Origin of the sequence: Shewanella sp. FDAARGOS_354, from assembly GCF_002209245.2 — a bacterium.
GTDB lineage: Bacteria > Pseudomonadota > Gammaproteobacteria > Enterobacterales > Shewanellaceae > Shewanella > Shewanella xiamenensis.
In genome coordinates this window covers 194,945-211,096 of record NZ_CP022089.2, presented here as the reverse complement: position 1 = coordinate 211,096, position 16,152 = coordinate 194,945, and the positions used below count along the sequence as shown (strand labels likewise).

10 protein-coding genes, 2 pseudogenes and 1 riboswitch are annotated in these 16,152 nt (G+C 45.2%); of the genes and pseudogenes, 5 read left to right on the top strand and 7 right to left on the bottom strand.

Annotated elements, in window-relative coordinates:
* Window positions 1-103: 103 nt before the first annotated feature.
* Window positions 104-3,175, bottom strand: a complete 3,072-nt coding sequence (locus CEQ32_RS01035; RefSeq protein ID WP_069455280.1) for a transglycosylase domain-containing protein — start codon at window positions 3,173-3,175, stop codon at window positions 104-106.
* Window positions 3,176-3,458: 283 nt separating this feature from the next.
* Window positions 3,459-4,037, bottom strand: a complete 579-nt coding sequence (locus tag CEQ32_RS01030; protein ID WP_037420539.1) for a thymidine kinase — start codon at window positions 4,035-4,037, stop codon at window positions 3,459-3,461.
* Window positions 4,038-4,416: 379 nt separating this feature from the next.
* Between CEQ32_RS01030 and CEQ32_RS01025 the strand changes: the two genes are divergently transcribed.
* The 3 genes from CEQ32_RS01025 to CEQ32_RS01015 all read left to right on the top strand — a co-directional run bounded on the left by CEQ32_RS01025 (window position 4,417) and on the right by CEQ32_RS01015 (window position 10,081).
* On the top strand, window positions 4,417-5,340 hold the full coding sequence (locus CEQ32_RS01025) for an IS5-like element ISSpu11 family transposase (RefSeq protein ID WP_069455281.1): 924 nt from the start codon (window positions 4,417-4,419) through the stop codon (window positions 5,338-5,340).
* 304 nt (window positions 5,341-5,644) lie between these two features.
* Window positions 5,645-7,759, top strand: coding sequence for a multiheme c-type cytochrome (locus tag CEQ32_RS01020; protein ID WP_055646637.1), 2,115 nt, complete (start codon window positions 5,645-5,647; stop codon window positions 7,757-7,759).
* Window positions 7,760-7,930: 171 nt separating this feature from the next.
* Window positions 7,931-10,081: a M3 family metallopeptidase gene (locus tag CEQ32_RS01015; protein WP_055646638.1), complete on the top strand. Its 2,151-nt coding sequence runs from the start codon at window positions 7,931-7,933 to the stop codon at window positions 10,079-10,081.
* Between the two features lie 92 nt (window positions 10,082-10,173).
* Here the strand turns inward: CEQ32_RS01015 and CEQ32_RS01010 are convergent.
* Both CEQ32_RS01010 and CEQ32_RS01005 read right to left on the bottom strand, forming a co-directional pair.
* Window positions 10,174-10,551 (bottom strand): annotated as a pseudogene (locus CEQ32_RS01010) (Na+/H+ antiporter NhaC family protein); the annotation flags it as partial.
* A gap of 12 nt (window positions 10,552-10,563) precedes the next feature.
* Window positions 10,564-11,658 carry an RNA-guided endonuclease InsQ/TnpB family protein gene (locus tag CEQ32_RS01005; protein WP_083243992.1) on the bottom strand — a complete coding sequence of 365 codons (1,095 nt, stop codon included), beginning with the start codon at window positions 11,656-11,658 and terminating at the stop codon, window positions 10,564-10,566.
* A 46-nt stretch (window positions 11,659-11,704) separates the two neighbouring features.
* Between CEQ32_RS01005 and tnpA the strand changes: the two genes are divergently transcribed.
* Window positions 11,705-12,109, top strand: coding sequence for an IS200/IS605 family transposase (gene tnpA / locus CEQ32_RS01000; RefSeq protein WP_069453179.1), 405 nt, complete (start codon window positions 11,705-11,707; stop codon window positions 12,107-12,109).
* A gap of 26 nt (window positions 12,110-12,135) precedes the next feature.
* Here the strand turns inward: tnpA and CEQ32_RS00995 are convergent.
* The 3 genes and pseudogenes from CEQ32_RS00995 to CEQ32_RS00985 all read right to left on the bottom strand — a co-directional run.
* Window positions 12,136-13,368 (bottom strand): annotated as a pseudogene (locus CEQ32_RS00995) (Na+/H+ antiporter NhaC family protein); the annotation flags it as partial.
* A gap of 79 nt (window positions 13,369-13,447) precedes the next feature.
* Window positions 13,448-13,644, bottom strand: a riboswitch (Lysine riboswitch).
* Window positions 13,645-13,739: 95 nt separating this feature from the next.
* Window positions 13,740-14,666, bottom strand: a complete 927-nt coding sequence (locus CEQ32_RS00990) for an electron transfer flavoprotein subunit alpha/FixB family protein (RefSeq protein ID WP_037420528.1) — start codon at window positions 14,664-14,666, stop codon at window positions 13,740-13,742.
* Window positions 14,667-15,416 (bottom strand): electron transfer flavoprotein subunit beta/FixA family protein, encoded by a 750-nt coding sequence (locus CEQ32_RS00985; RefSeq protein ID WP_037420526.1) that lies wholly within the window; start codon window positions 15,414-15,416, stop codon window positions 14,667-14,669. It abuts the gene before it with no gap.
* A 309-nt stretch (window positions 15,417-15,725) separates the two neighbouring features.
* Between CEQ32_RS00985 and CEQ32_RS00980 the strand changes: the two genes are divergently transcribed.
* Entirely contained in the window at window positions 15,726-16,118 is a 393-nt protein-coding gene (locus CEQ32_RS00980) for an H-NS family nucleoid-associated regulatory protein (RefSeq protein ID WP_037420523.1), read from the top strand.
* Window positions 16,119-16,152 lie beyond the last annotated feature (34 nt).

Genomic DNA, 16,152 nt, shown 5'->3' with positions numbered 1-16,152 from the left:
ACCCCGCAAACCGGAACACGGCTGCGGGGTTTACTTTATCTAAGGAACTGCAAACTCATTACAATGCTTATGTTCCAAAAACACATATTGCAAAAGTGAGTCATTACTCATCCCGCACGCACATACCTTTTGATGATTTCACATAAGGCGCAAGAATAGGCATCATCCCTTTCATCACTTGTAATGGCAGCGCCGAGGTAAAACTAAAATCATCGGACTTACTACCTGGCACAAAGGCAGTTAAGGTGCCGAAGTAGTTATCACCTAAGTAAAACACAAAAGTCGCAGTACGGTTCATCGCCGTGGTAGCGACTTTTCGGCCCTGCTGCATCTGGGTCACAATACGGTTATCGCCCGTACCCGTTTTGCCGCCAATGGCCAGCATCTCGCCGTTATCATCGGTAAAGATACCCTTAAGACGTCGTGCAGTACCGTTTTGAACGACATTTGCCAACGCCGCCTTTAACGCCTGGGCGACTTCATGACGCATCACTCGTTCGCCTTGGGTATTTTGGTTTTCGAGCCGTACTTCATAGGGCGTACCTTCAGCAAAGTGCAATTGATTAATCCGCACCGTCGGTAAACGATAACCATCATTTTGAATAATCCCCATTAATTCCGCTAAAGCAGCAGGTCTGTCGCCCGAGCTACCGAGCGCCGAACCTAAAGAAGGCACCATAGATTCAAAGGGATAGCCTAAACGCGCCCAACGCTGATGAATATCAAGGAAAGCTTCGACCTCCAGCATTACTTGTACTCGCACATCCCTTGCGTTTTTGTGCCGAGTTCTAAACAACCAACGGTAAACCTCTTGCCGCTCATCTTTACTCGCCTCCTTCACATCGTTGAGGTTAGCTTCAGGATGTTGATTCAAATAATCGAGTACCCAGAGTTCAAGCGGATGCACCCGCGCGATATAACCTTGATCTGGGAGGTTATATTTTTCGGGGCCGTACTTGTTATATAGCTCTTTGATGCGCTTATCGGTGTAACTATTTTGTGGTAGCCGCTGCTGTAAAAAGGCCTTAAAGGCGGCGATAGACTCATTAGGCTGCAAATAACGATAAGCCGCAGTGAGTTGTTGTTCAGCTTGGGTTTGACCATCGAAAAACAGTTCTAAACGCTCATTGGCTGCCACTTTCTTATATTTACGGTAGAACTTAGTCACGAAGGTATTGCCTTCACGATCAGCAAATACCCGCAGATATTCCTCTCGGCGCGGATCCTTATCATTGCGCAGCAAACGCGCCATATTGCCTTCGTTTTGCATACTGCTGCTGTAGTTGACAATGTCACGCATTAAGCGCACGAAGGGCAAGTTGATCGAGTCTTGCAGTGCTTGATACATGGTCGGAACCTTAAGATCTTCCGTTTTCTTAAAGTTATTAAATACATGCAAACCACCGCCGGTGAAGAACTGCTCATTAGGCGAGGCGGAATATTCCCGTTGCAGCGCAGCGTCGAGCATGCGATCAAGGCGCCTATCGGGATTGACAATCAAATAGTCAATCGCCCAGCGCGTGAGATGATCGCGAGGTTCAATCACAATCGACTCCAACTCAATGCCGTGCTTTTTCGAATACTTATCGTGAATTTCAGCAATGATCTCAAGGTAAGTCGCGAGCACCCTTAGCTTTGCCGTCGACCCAAGCTCCAACTTACTACCTTCGTTAATATCGAAAGGTTGGTCAGTACTGTCTGTTTGTACCCGTACACGATTGGCCGTGGCGGTTTTTTCATACAGCGTAAAACTGTAGAGTACGTTTTGCAGTTGGCTAGGTTCGAGTAAACGCTCACCTAAAAGTCCGACTTTTTCAGCCGTTGAAGTTTGCCCAAGGCTGCGTAAGTAGTTACTTACTTGCTGTTGTAACTCACTGTGTAGACTACTATTCACGGTTAAATCGAGTCGGTCCAAATCATATAAGCCGACATTCAACATACCCGCTGTACGAATACGGATAGTGTTAACGCCCTTGTCTGCGCCCGATTGGGTATTACGCTGAGGTTTAGCGACTTTAAACTGTAATTTTTGTCCTAGTGCGGCATCCCTGAGTTTACGGTCAATCAGATAATATTGGCCGAGTAAACGGATATGGCTATCAACTAGATTCTCTAAATCTTCATGTCCCTGTAATAGGTAATAGGAAGGACGACGCTGAGCAATCATCAGTGCTACCACCTGGCGAAACACTTGGCCACGTTTGGCTGTATTAGCTTTAATTTGAGGGGAAGACAACAGCTGGTTTGCTGTATCGAAGTCAGTACCAAACCAAGCCCATAGGCCGTCACCTATGCCATGCACTTCACCGTGGTTAGGGGCTGAGGATAAAGGCACTGTGTTTAAGTAATCTTGGATGATACGTTTACGGGCAGGTTCAGTGATTTCTCCCTGTTGGTACACTCGCACTGTTGCTGAGGCTATTTGCAGCAATTTATCCTTGATACTTAAAGTTAATCCCTGAGAAGAATGGCGGAACTTTTCAATTTGCGTCGCCAGTGTACTGCCACCCGCTGTTGAGACATTCATCCCCACCATTTCAGCGATTTGGCTCATCCCCGCCACAATAAAACGTGGCCAATCAATCACCGGATTTAGTTTTGGCTCTGTGGTCCACAACTCGCGGTTTTCAATAAACAGCAAAGTATTGACGATTTCATTAGGGATTTTATCGTCATCCTGATACACACGTTTTGGATAAGTGAACTCGTAGAGATCGGTATTGCGACAGTCAAGCAAAGTCAAACCCGATTGTGCTTTCTCATGGTAAGGCGGGAAAAAGCCTATCTGGGCGTATTCCTGCAACGCAGGAGAAAACTCAACCTGCTGTGTCACTTGGAAATTACGTTGCAATAAGCGATCAATATATTGTGGCAACTTACTGTAGCCATGACGCTCATCGAAGGGGCCATAACTTGGATAGATAATCGACTGAGTAGGCTCGTTTTTCAGCTCATAGGTCAGAGTTTTAGCGTATTGGTGAATATACTTAGACTGGTAATAAGAGGTTTTGACCTCCTGACCAATCAAAATCGCTAAACAAAAAACCAGAATAAATAATAGAAACCAAGCACGCCCTTTAGATCTAGGCTTACGCTCACGCTTTGCCTTAGGCTCGGGTTGTGGCGGACGAGGACGATAGTTTTCAAATTGCATTTCTTGCGTAGAATTAGGCAAAACGGCTCCAAAAAATCACTTAACACATCCTTTCTACGTGGGATTTTTCCCAACTTATGCTTAATGCATCAACATGAAGTACAACGGCAAAACTCACACTTATGCTTATCTGAGCGTATCGCCGCGATACATTCTTATTACCTTGCTCGAACAAGATCTAACTGCTCTTGGATGATGGATTATATGTGTTATATCTCACCATATTTTAATGACTTGGCAGCAAGCCTCAAAGTGGTTAGCACAAAAATTCTTATATTTTGGTTAAGTGCTAACCGAGCTTAGGTTAATCCCAAATAAACTCACGAAAATGTTTACGGCATACCGATTCGTAACTTTCATTACCGCCAATTGCGACCTGCTCACCTTCGCGCATGACTTTTCCTTCACCATCTAGCCGCACCACCATATTCGCTTTGCGACCACAGTGACAAATGGTTTTTAGCTCAATTAATTTATCTGCCCAAGCTAATAAATAATGGCTACCACTAAAAAGCTCACCTTGAAAGTCAGTCCTCAATCCATAGCACAATACAGGGATATCTATATTATCAACAATATATGTAAGTTGTTTGACTTGTTCTTTAGTTAAAAACTGGCATTCGTCAACCAACACACAACTCAGATGATTCACTTGATGGGCAGCGGTAATCATTTCAATCAAGTTGTCATCACGGCTAAAAACCTGCGCCTCAGTCTCAATACCAATCCGCGAAGCTACTTTGCCCTTACCGTATCGATCATCGATAGAAGCCGTCATCACTAACGTATTCATACCGCGCTCACGGTAGTTATAGGAAGATTGTAATAAAGAGGTAGATTTACCCGCATTCATTGCTGAATAGTAAAAGTACAATTGCGCCAAAATGAATCCCTTTTTCAAACTGATTGATCATATCTCTGTCACCAGAGTTTATGCCGCTTAGTTTAGCATTGCGCTTGACCCTAGCACACTAGGCCTTTCTCAGCTTTTATACTGAAATCTCAATCTAAATATCTAGAATGGATATTTTAGTGATTTCATGGTCAATCAACTTTGAAAATCATTGTTCGTATTTCTGTTCAACGCTCAACATATGGAAACAGATAAAGCCATAAAAGCGCAATTGTTACAACAACCTTAATTTAACCTTAAATATTGTTTTAATTAAGAAAAATCGCATTGGCTTTGTTTCCTAAATCAGTTGAACTAAAACCATAGCTGGTGATCTGATCGACATAGCCCATCAACTCGCCCATCAATCGTGTCAAAACCTCAATATAAAACAATCAACTGGAAGCAATACAATCAAGCCCTGATCAATCGTGGCTCACTTACCTTCTGGATTGATGAGGACGCTATCGCCCAGTGGAAAGCTAAGGCCGAGCAACCAAGGAAAGGTCGACCACGCGTATTTAGCGACTTAGCCATTACCACCGCGCTGATGGTTAAACGTGTTTTCTCGATGCCACTACGAGCGTTACAAGGCTTTATCAACTCGGTGTTTAAACTGGCTGATATTCCGCTTTCGTGCCCACATTACACTTGCATCAGCAAACGCGCTAAAACCGTCAAGATTGCTTTTAAAACCAAGACGCGTGGCACCATTGAGCACTTGGCTATCGACTCGACAGGCTTGAAGGTTTATGGCGAAGGTGAGTGGAAAGTGAAGAAACATGGCACAGATGGCAAGCGCCGCGTGTGGCGTAAGCTGCATATCGCTGTCGATACCCATAGCCATGAAATTATTGCAGCGGAACTGAGTTTATCCGGTGTCACTGACGCTGAAGTTATGCCGAATTTGCTCAAGCAAACCCATCGCAAAATCCGCAATATCTCAGGTGATGGTGCTTACGACACAAGAGCCTGTCACGATGCCGTTCGTAGAAAACGGGCTTTAGTACTCATTCCACCGAGGGAAGGTGCCGCGCTCTGGGAACAAGGTCATCCGCGTAACTTAGCGGTCAGTTGGCAACAGCTTCATGGTTCAAATAAACAGTGGAAAAAACGGTATGGTTATCATCGGCGGTCAATCTCAGAAACAGCAATGTACAGAGTGAAGCAACTACTTGGTGGCAGATTGAGCCTGCGAAATTATAACGGTCAGGTAGGAGAAACTTACGCGATGATAAAGGCGTTGAACAAACTCACTGGGCTAGGCATGCCTGAAACTTACCGTGTAGTTTAATATTCAAACGATTATGAGGAGCTTTGCTCGCTGAATCGATTTAGGAAACAAAGCCAATCGCATTAACAAAAGTTTAGAAATGTGATCTACCTCCAAAGTTATAGTCCTAAATGCGGTTTGGTTCAAAAAAACAAACATATCAATAACAGTATTATTTCATCTGAGACTAAAAGTACTCAATTTAAAAAATAAAAGTATTCGATGCTTGCAAATGAAATCAGCGGTTCAAAGCACTAATCTCCCCTGCAAACGTTAGTGCTGCAATCCGTGCCTTTAAATGCGTATTGGATTAATGGAGATTATGATGAGAATATTCACCTCTAAAAAACTGGCATATGTTGTCGCGTTAGCACTTACCGGTGCTCTCGTTGGTTGCGGCAGTGATGGTAAAGATGGTGTAGATGGCGCGCCAGGCACTCCGGGGACACCTGGCACACCAGGAACACCGGGTGAACCTTGGGTTCCACCACCAGTCACGAGTTCAACAGTCACCAATGTAAAAGTACTGAACTATAGCTTTGGTGAAGGCAATATCACCTATGAATTTCAGATCACTGACGAAAATGGCAACTTAATCAATGGACTGAAAAATGCTGAAGCCAAAGTTGCAGCATTAACCGATAAAGGCTTTATCAATAATAGAAATGAAGCCGACAAAACAGACGCAAGTGGCAATCCTGTCAAAGATAACGTCAATATCGGTGGCGCTGCGACTCAAGCAACTGAGGGCGCTCTGCTCACTTCATTAGGCGATGGTCACTATAGCTTTAAAGCCCCAATGAAAGGTGTTAACGCAGGTACCGAAGGTATTGTATGGCTCAGAGTCGGCGGTAATGCTGAAACTGGCATTGCTCTCTCAGCACCGCTGGTGGTGAACAAGCCAGAGGGAACTCATTCAACCACGACCGATAGTTGCTATTCCTGTCACGTAGACTATTCAACAAGCCCACGTAAACACACTAAATATGTAGCAACCGGTATGGACAGCGAAGTCACCTTCGTTGAAGGCTGTTTAGTCTGTCACGGCTCAGTTAGCTTTGCAGCAAAAAATGCCGAAGGTTTCTCTATCGGCGGTTATTCAACCAACACACTGTCTAAGATTGGCCACATTAATCACCAGAAATTTACTAAAGATTTCAGCGTGATGAACTGTAGTTCTTGCCACGTTGAAGCTCCAACCAATATTAATGTTTCAGGCCCAGGCTGTATTGACTGTCACAATACTGGTGGTGTACCAGGCGCGATTGTGCCAAGTAATGGTGCCGATGTCCGTCCGATGCATGAAGGTAAAACAGGTATTACTGAGCGCCAAGCATTACGTGCTAAGTATAAACTTGAATTATCTACCCCTGTTAAAGTTGATGATATTTCAACAAAAACAGATCATTATGCGCCAACTGGTGCAGCTTCTGCCGTTACCGCACCAGGCTGGTGTACCACTCTGACAGTAAAAGATACTGACGGTAATATCTTTAGCATTAAAGATAACTTCAACTACTCAAATCCGCTGGTATTTGATGCTAAGAAACCGATTGTTTACGCAGGTGCTTATCTGCATTCCTACGAAAAAAATAGCTTAGTCGGTCGCCCAGGTAACCGTACTAACTATTACTATGGCTACAATGCTGATGGTACTAAAAATATCTGTCATCTGCTGACCGATATCAGCCCTGTAAACGCCAACTATGTCTACTCTGCACGTGTGACCTTCAGCACCGCAGGTTGGATGGAGTACGACGGTAACCAACGCTATCAAAGCAATGGCAGCCTCAGAGCCAATGGCTATGACGGCTCAATGGGGGTCTCGTTCACCGCATACTCTGATGTAGTCGATCCTGCGACTGCAACCAAAGTATCCGCCTTTGAACGTCGCACCGTAGTCAGTGATAACAGCTGTACTACTTGTCACAATGATGCCACCGCATTCCACAAAAATGGCGCATTTGACGAAGGCGGTAAGGCTTGCGTAGCTTGCCATGATAATGGTATGGCACGGACATCAGCCACACTCGGTGCTGGTTTTGGTCCTATGGTGCACAGCTGGCACTGGGGCAACGGTGCGAATGTCGGTGAGATGAAGGCCGATGGCACTCAAGCGAAAACCGCTAACGGTGCAGGTGCAATCAACCCAGTCACAAGCTGTGTTGCCTGTCACGAAACCGCGATTGATTTAAACAAAATACCAAACCAATACATCCTTGAACCTGGTAACAAAATGACCAGCCCTGTTACCGCTAACTGCTATGCTTGCCACACAGGCGATGCAGTCAAAGCTCACATGGCTAGCAATGGTGGCGAGATCAGCGTTCCTGCCGTAGGTGATTGGTTCAAACAACCAACAGGAGAAGCATGTGCTGTTTGCCATAACACAGGTAGCAGATCAGGTATCGACAAATACCACAACTTCACCCGTAAATAGTTAATCGTCCCACTATTTTCCCTGCAAGAAAATAGTTCAAAGCGCCCCGTAACCTTGGGGCGCTTTTTTTGTTTACTTTTACTTACAACTTCATCCCATAGGTTTTCAGTCCTATTTAAGTTAGTAACGCTAGAGTCACAAAAACTACAATTCTAAGGAAATCACTCAACTATGCGTAAAAGTTTTATTGCCATCGCCATTGGCGCCACACTGATGACCGGAGCACTAGCTGGCTGTAGCACTCAAGATACAAAAGCTGCAAATGTCACCGCAGTACAAACCCAAAACCCCTTATTCCAAGCCAGTACACTGCAATATCAAGCACCTGATTTCAGCGTTATTAAAGACGAGCATTTTCAGCCCGCTTTAGAACAAGGTATTAAAGAGCAGTATCAAGAAATTTTAGCAATTGCTAACAATCCTGCTGCGCCAACCTTTGATAACACAATTGTCGCCATGGAAAAAAGCGGCGCCCTGCTCAACCGTGCATCGAGCGTGTTTTACAACCTCGCAGGTTCGAACAGCAATCCAGCCCTGCGTAAAATCCAAGGTGAAATGGCACCCAAAATGGCTGCTCACTCGGATAACATCAACCTTAATCCTGCGCTATTCGCTCGTATTGAAGCCATCTATAACGACCGCAATAACTTAGGTTTAACGCCTGAAGCGGTACGTTTGGTTGAGGTGTATCACCAGCGCTTTATCATGGCTGGCGCTAAGCTGACCGATGAGCAGAAAGTAAAAATCCGCGCCCTGAACGAAGAACAATCAACGCTGACCAACGAGTTCTCTCAACGTTTACTACGCTTAACCAAAGAAATCGCTATTGTTGTCGATAACAAAGAACAACTCGCAGGCCTAAGCGACAGTGAAATCACCTCGGCAGCAAATGATGCCAAGGCAGCAGGCCATGAAGGTAAGTACTTAATCAATATCACCAACACTACTCGCCAGCCAATACTCGCCTCTTTAGAGAACCGTGAACTGCGCCAGCGCATTTGGGAAGCCTCGGCAAACCGTGGCTTAACGGGTGAAAACGAAACCGCATCTTTAGTGTCTCGCTTAGCCCAATTACGTGCCGAGCGCGCGGCTCTCTTAGGTTATGAGAACTGGGCTAGCTATCGCCTTACACCGCAAATGGCAAAAACGCCAGAAGCGGTTTACAGCATGTTTGGCTCTATGGTGCCAGCCGTAGTCGCCAACACAGAGAAAGAAGCGGCCGATATCCAAGCGATGATCAACAAGACCGGTGGCAAGTTTGAACTCGCACCATGGGACTGGGAGTTTTACGCAGAGAAAGTCCGCCAAGAAAAATACGCTCTTGATGCCAATAGCATTCGTCCCTACTTCGAATTTAACCGCGTCCTCGAAGACGGCGTGTTCTATACGCTTAAAGAGTTGTATGGCGTGACGTTAAAACCACGTCCAGATTTGCCTGTATACCACCCAGATGTGAAAGCCTATGAAATGTTTGATGCCGATGGCTCAAGCATGGCGATTTTCTATGCTGATTACTTTGCCCGTGAAGGTAAACGCGGTGGCGCATGGATGAGCTCGTTTGTAGGGCAATCCTTCCTCGAAGGTACTAAGCCTGTCGTAGTTAACGTGATGAACATTAAAAAGGCGCCTGATGGCCAACCTACCTTCGTCAGCTATAACGAAGTCACCACGATGTTCCACGAAATGGGCCACGGTACCCACGGTATGTTCTCCAAAGTGACTTACCCAAGTCTTTCTGGGACTTCGGTATCCCGTGACTTTGTGGAATTTCCATCGACTTTCGAAGAAGATTGGGCGGCCCACCCTAAAGTGTTAGCCAACTACGCCAAGCACTACGAAACAGGCAAGCCTATCCCTGATGAGTTACTGCAAAAACTGTTAAAATCCGGCAGCTTTAACCAAGGCTTCGATACGTTAGAGTATATGGCTGCGGCGCTAGTGGATATGGAATGGCACTCATTAAGCCCTGATGCACCATTGCAAGATGTAGCGACCTTTGAGGCTAATGCGCTGAAAAAGCACGGCTTAAATATCACCGCCGTACCACCACGTTATAAGTCAACTTACTTTGCCCACGCCTTCCCAGGTGGTTACTCAGCAAGTTACTACGCGTATATGTGGAGTGAAATTTTAGCGGCTGACGCCTTTGCCTATGTGCAAACCCAAGGCGGCCTAAACCGTGAGATCGGCATGAAATACCGTAAGACCATTCGCGAAGTGGGCAACAGTATTGCGCCAATGGAAGCTTACAAGAACTTCCGCGGCCAAGAGCCTACCACTGAAGGTTTACTCAACCGCCGTGGGCTCAATCAGACTCAGTAATTTTAGATACTGAGTAGATAAAAATCAGCCAGCATAGTTGCTGGCTGATTTGTTTTACATTCTCAATATAAGAGCGAAGTTAAATCACGGACTTATAAAGCCGTACTTTTGGATTTAATGTGCAAACCAAAAATCGTCAATACAAACAATATGCTACAAGCCACTAATCCCGCATTGACCGATTCAGTAAAGCCAAGCACTACGTAGCCGATCATGCTGATCAGCGCAACGATTACTGCGTAGGGAAGCTGCGTCACTACGTGGTCGATATGATGGCAACTGGCCCCCGTCGACGACAAAATAGTGGTATCAGAAATCGGTGAACAATGATCACCAAATACCGCCCCCGCTAATACCGAAGCCAGCATAGGTAACATCATGGCTGTGTGACTGCCCATCGCCATATCCGCAGCTATCGGCAGCATAATCCCGAACGTACCCCAACTGGTTCCTGTAGAGAATGCATTGACATCCTCCCCGCGCTAAAGCACGGGGATTCCTACAGCTAGACGGCGATGCCCCGCCGCGAGAATATTGGTTGCCGCGTTTATATCGCGGTCGTGCTCTGCTCCGCACTCAGAGCACACCCATTCTCTTATTCCAAGACCAGTTCTACCTTTCGGACTGCTGACGGGGATCGCCCCACAGCTCGAACAGGTCTGGGTGGAGTAGGATTCATTGACTATTTCGAACACAACTGACCGCGCTATCGCTTTATATTCCAATTGTGTTTTGAGCATTGACCAGCCTGCGTCTAAAACCGATTTTGCCATTTTAGTTTTCGCTAACTTGGAGCTGCTCACATCGCCAACAAATATTGCGGCATTTTCATTGACCAGCCGCGTACTAAATTTATGCAAAGCATCTTTGCGACGATTCTTGATCTTCGCATGAATGGCCTTGACTCGCTTTTTCTTATTTGCTCTTTGGGCAACGCCTAAATCCGCCTCTAGATCGCGGTAGAAGTTCCCCCGTTCTAATTTAGCCCCATCACTGCAAGTTGCCGTATCTTTTAACCCTAGATCGATACCGATGGCTGTCTTTCCAGAGGTGGGCGCTGAGGCGCCTACATGAACACACACATTAAAGTACCAGCGTCCTCTTGAGTCTTCAGAGAAAGATCCTGAAGTAAACTCGTATTGTGAAAGCCCGTAGGTATCCCAAACCTTAAAGTGCTGTTTTGCGAATAAGACTTGCCCACTCTTCCACTTAGCAGAACCTTTTTTAAACGGCACAAAGCCAAGAGAGTGTTTAGAGCCTGAGCTTATTCGCCAACGTAACTTCGCTCGTTTGAATTGTTTTCTTGCTTGGGCGTGTTTGGCGCAGACCTCTTGAGCTGTGTGGGATGGAATAATAAATCCAGATTCGTTCCTAAAACTTAGAATCGGTTTTTGCACATCGTAAGCCGACATCCAGACAGGTCTAACCGCGCCAGCATCGCTATAGTTGCGACTCGCTTTCATGGTTAGTTCGTTGGCCAGGTTAAAGCATTGATTTACTTCATACGCCATCTGTCTTAACAGCTTCGCATGTTTATCTTTTACCCTAACACTTAAAGTTTTGGTCTGAATGCTCATAATGCACTAATATAGGTTCTTTAAGCTTGATTGTAAAGGTTGGCCTATGGAATTACGAAGAGGAAGGCACTGCGTATTTATGATGCATGTGCATCTTATTTTTATTGCTAAATATCGTGGCAAGTTATTTACGGATGCGCATCTAAAAACGATGCGAGACATCATGGAAAAAGTCTGTGCGGATTTTGAGGCTGAGATCGTAGAGTTTAACGGGGAGCAAGACCACGTTCACCTGTTAGTGAACTACCCACCGAAAGTGGCTATATCGAAGCTGGTTAATAGTCTAAAGGGGGTTTCTAGCAGGAAGTTGAAACAGTACTATCCAAATCTTCATAAGCCAGCCTACATGAAAAATGCACTTTGGTCGCCCAGCTACTTTGCAGGATCTGTTGGGGGCGCTCCAATAGACGTATTAAGGCAATATATTGAGCAACAAGATAGGCCGCATTAAGTTGCTTCGCAACTTGCGCTATCCTTCCCCGCGCTAAAAGCACGGGGCTTGTCGCGCATTTTGGTCAGGCCCGCTAACACAAAAATTAATGCAGGTAAGAAAGCAAAGGGAATATTCCCAGTGGCTAGGCTAGCCATAAACTTACCGGTTTCAAGCTGGCCGATCACACCTGCAATGGTCCAAGCAAATAACAAGATGTAAATCGCAGGCAACATAGAGCGAGCGCCCTGCACTACACCTTTTAATACCATTGATTTTTCAACGCCTTGCACTAAGTTAAGTACCAGCGCAACCGCTAAACCAATCAGGGCACCAAAGAACAGTGATGAACTCACATCGGTTTTCTCGAAAGCAGAAATAATATTAAATTCAATGCCTTCTTTAGCTAATACTTGGGCACCGCTATCGATCATAAAATACAGGGTCGCAAATACCAGTACTGTGATAGGTAGGAATAACCCGAGGATTTTACCTGTTTCAGCTTCGGGTAAATCAGCATTAGCACCTGGCGGTAAACCTTTAGTCTCATCGTATAAATTACCGCGCATGGCATTTAATTCATGTTCACGCATAGGGCCAACATCTAAGCCCATAAACGCCACACAAAGCAGTAATAATAAAGAGAAAATTGCGTAGAAATTCATAGGGATCATTTGAATAAAGACACTTAAATGCCCTGAATCCGCAAAACCATGTGCTGTTAATATTCCGCCAATTAACGCAATAATATAAGCGCCCCAACTTGATACCGGTGAAATGACACAAACTGGTGCTGCGGTAGAATCTAATAAATAAGCTAACTTAGCGCGGGAAATATGGTAACGGTCGGTAACAGGCCTTGCGACAGACCCAACGACTAAACTATTGAAATAATCGTCAATAAAAACAACACAGCCTAAAAACATGGTCAGTAATTTCGCATCGCGCTTATTACGAATATGTAACATTGCCCAATCAGCAAATGCCCGAGCACTACCACTCACAGTAATTAGAGCGGTGATCATCCCCAATACAATCAAGAAACCGAGAATGTATAAATTCCAAGAATTTACGCCATCTTCCGACCAAAAAAGTCCTTTTACACTGTTAAATAAAAACTCACCGCTGGCCACAGGAGAAAGTTGATTGAGCAATAATACTCCAATCACAATTCCTAAACCGAGGGAAAGAAGCACTCGGCGAGTAAAAATCGCCAATACAATTGCAACCACAGGCGGGAGCAAAGAAAGCGCCGAATCGGCATAACTAACTACAGTCATTGATTATTTCTTCGTCAAAATACGAATGGAGGGCGACTGAACTGGTGGGAAAAGGCAATAGATACCCAAGATCACCTGTCCTATCAGTAGCGCTCCATAGTAACTATTCCTAATATCCGTATCTGGAAATACTATGGCAGTGTTGTACCTATTAGACACAACCCCAGCAGTTGATCGTGATAAATCAAACTACTTCGGCACCAAATCCTTTCGTGAACGATCAACGGAATCACCCTACTGATCACTACTGATATTTGGTGCGCCTCTACTTCTAAGAACGCCCATACATGGGCGTGAGGCTCATAAAAACATAAGCGGCTAAGCAGTTACCACCGCGAAGCCGCTTACTCTGACTTAGCTCACAAATAAAATCAACTTAAGCTTGCAATCAACTGCGGAACGGCTTCGAACAGGTCAGCTTCGAGGCCATAATCGGCAACTTGGAAGATAGGCGCTTCAGGGTCTTTGTTGATAGCCACAATCACCTTAGCGTCTTTCATTCCCGCTAAATGTTGGATCGCGCCTGAAATACCGACTGCAATATAGAGGTTAGGTGCGACAATTTTACCAGTTTGACCGACTTGCAAGTCATTCGGAACAAAGCCTGCGTCAACCGCCGCACGCGAAGCTCCTACTGCGGCACCAAGCTTATCAGCCAGTTGCTCTAACATCCCGAAGTTTTCACCGCTGCCCATGCCACGGCCACCAGATACGATAATGCCAGCATTACCTAACTCTGGACGTGCTGAAACTGTCAGCGCTTGAGACACAAACTGAGCTTTGGCTTCAAACACTTTATCCAAGGTAGTCACAGCAGCGTTATTACCCTGTGTCACCGCATCGAAAGCACTGGCACGCACTGTCATCACTTTGATAGCGTCATGGCTTTGAACTGTCGCTAAGGCGTTACCCGCATAAATCGGGCGAACAAAGGTATCGCTACTCACCACGCCAATCACTTCCGAAATTTGCGCCACATCTAAAAGTGCTGCCACACGCGGTAACGTGTCTTTACCCGCACTCGATGCCGCTGCGAGAATATGGCTGTAGTTTGGTGCTAAGTCCACCAGCAATTTAGCCACGTTTTCGGCTAAATGCGCTTCATAAGCGCTGTTATCGGCAACTAATACTTGCGCGACACCTTGTAGAGCTTGAGCGGCTTGCACCACTGCACCACATTGATGGCCCACCACCAATACATGTACATCGCCGCCGATCGCACGAGCTGCGGTGACAACTTTAGCGGTATCCAGTTTCAGCGCCGCATTATCGTGTTCTGCTAATACTAAAATGGCCATTTAGATCACCTTCGCTTCATTCTTTAACTTTTCAACCAGCTCTGCTACCGACGCAACCATAATACCGGCCTTACGTTCAGCAGGCGGCGTTACCTTGATCACCGTTTGATGCGCTTTGAGCGTCACACCTAAATCAGCTACCGTCAGCACATCTAACGGCTTACGTTTGGCTTTCATGATATTAGGTAATGAGGCATAACGTGGCTCATTCAAACGTAAATCCGCAGTCACCACAGCTGGCAACGGTAGATTTAAGGTTTGCATACCACCATCTATCTCACGAGCAACTTGAAGTGAATTACCTTCAACTTTAATTGCTGAAGCAAAGGTCGCTTGCGGCATATCCGTTAATGCAGCAAACATTTGGCCCGTTTGGTTATTATCACCATCAATGGATTGCTTACCAAACAGCACTAATTGCGCTTGTTCTTTTTCTTGTACTGCTTTAAGTAATTTGGCAATTGATACTGGTGCTAACTCTTCTTCAGTATCAATGTGAATCGCGCGATCAGCACCTAATGCTAATGCGGTACGCAATTGTTCTTGAACGGCTTTATTGCCGATGCTGACGACCACTACTTCAGTAGCACTGCCCGCTTCTTTTAAACGAACCGCTTCTTCTACTGCAATTTCACAAAAAGGGTTCAACGCCATTTTGAGGTTTGCGGTATCAACGCTGGTGTTGTCAGCTTTTACCCTGACCTTCACATTGGCATCAACTACGCGCTTAACAGGCACCAATACTTTCATAGGGCTTCCTTCCTACACTTTCATGTACATGGACAAAACATTGGTGATCACCAATGCAGGATAGAGCCACTTTACGTCCTGTTAACGTTAACGTCAACCAAAGTCAAACGCTTGTTTGCATTTTTAAGACTGTCGTATTGGCCACATTTTTGAACACTTATTTGCCATATATAAAAAGTTCAAAAATTAAATAATATTTAATTTTTGTTTATTGCATAATTTTATTTGATTCGAGCAATATTAGTTTCTATCATTTAGCTGTTGTTCACCATTATCCTGTAATAAAAATAGAGTGGGACGAAAATAGATATGAGCGAATTTTTAGAGATATTAACTCACGGTCGTCGTTTTAAAGCTGCTGTAAAAGATCTTAGCGTTGAAGAACTGCGTGATTTAGCGGCTAAACTAGATAAAATTTTAGTTGAGCGTGAGTCAATGGAAGCAGAAGAACAGCAAGCTATTGCTGCTCGTAATGCAAAAATTGAAGAAATCCGTCAACAAATGGAAGCCGTTGGTTTATCAATCGACGATTTAGGTGGTGTTGCAGTTAAAGCCTCGAGCAAGAAACGCGCTCCTCGTCCAGCGAAATACCAAATTGAAGTTGATGGCGAAGTGATCCAGTGGACAGGTCAAGGCCGTATGCCAACAGTATTTAAGAACGAAGTCAATAAAGGCCGTTCTATGGATGATTTCTTAATCTAATCCAATACCGTAATGGTAATGACAATAGCCATTC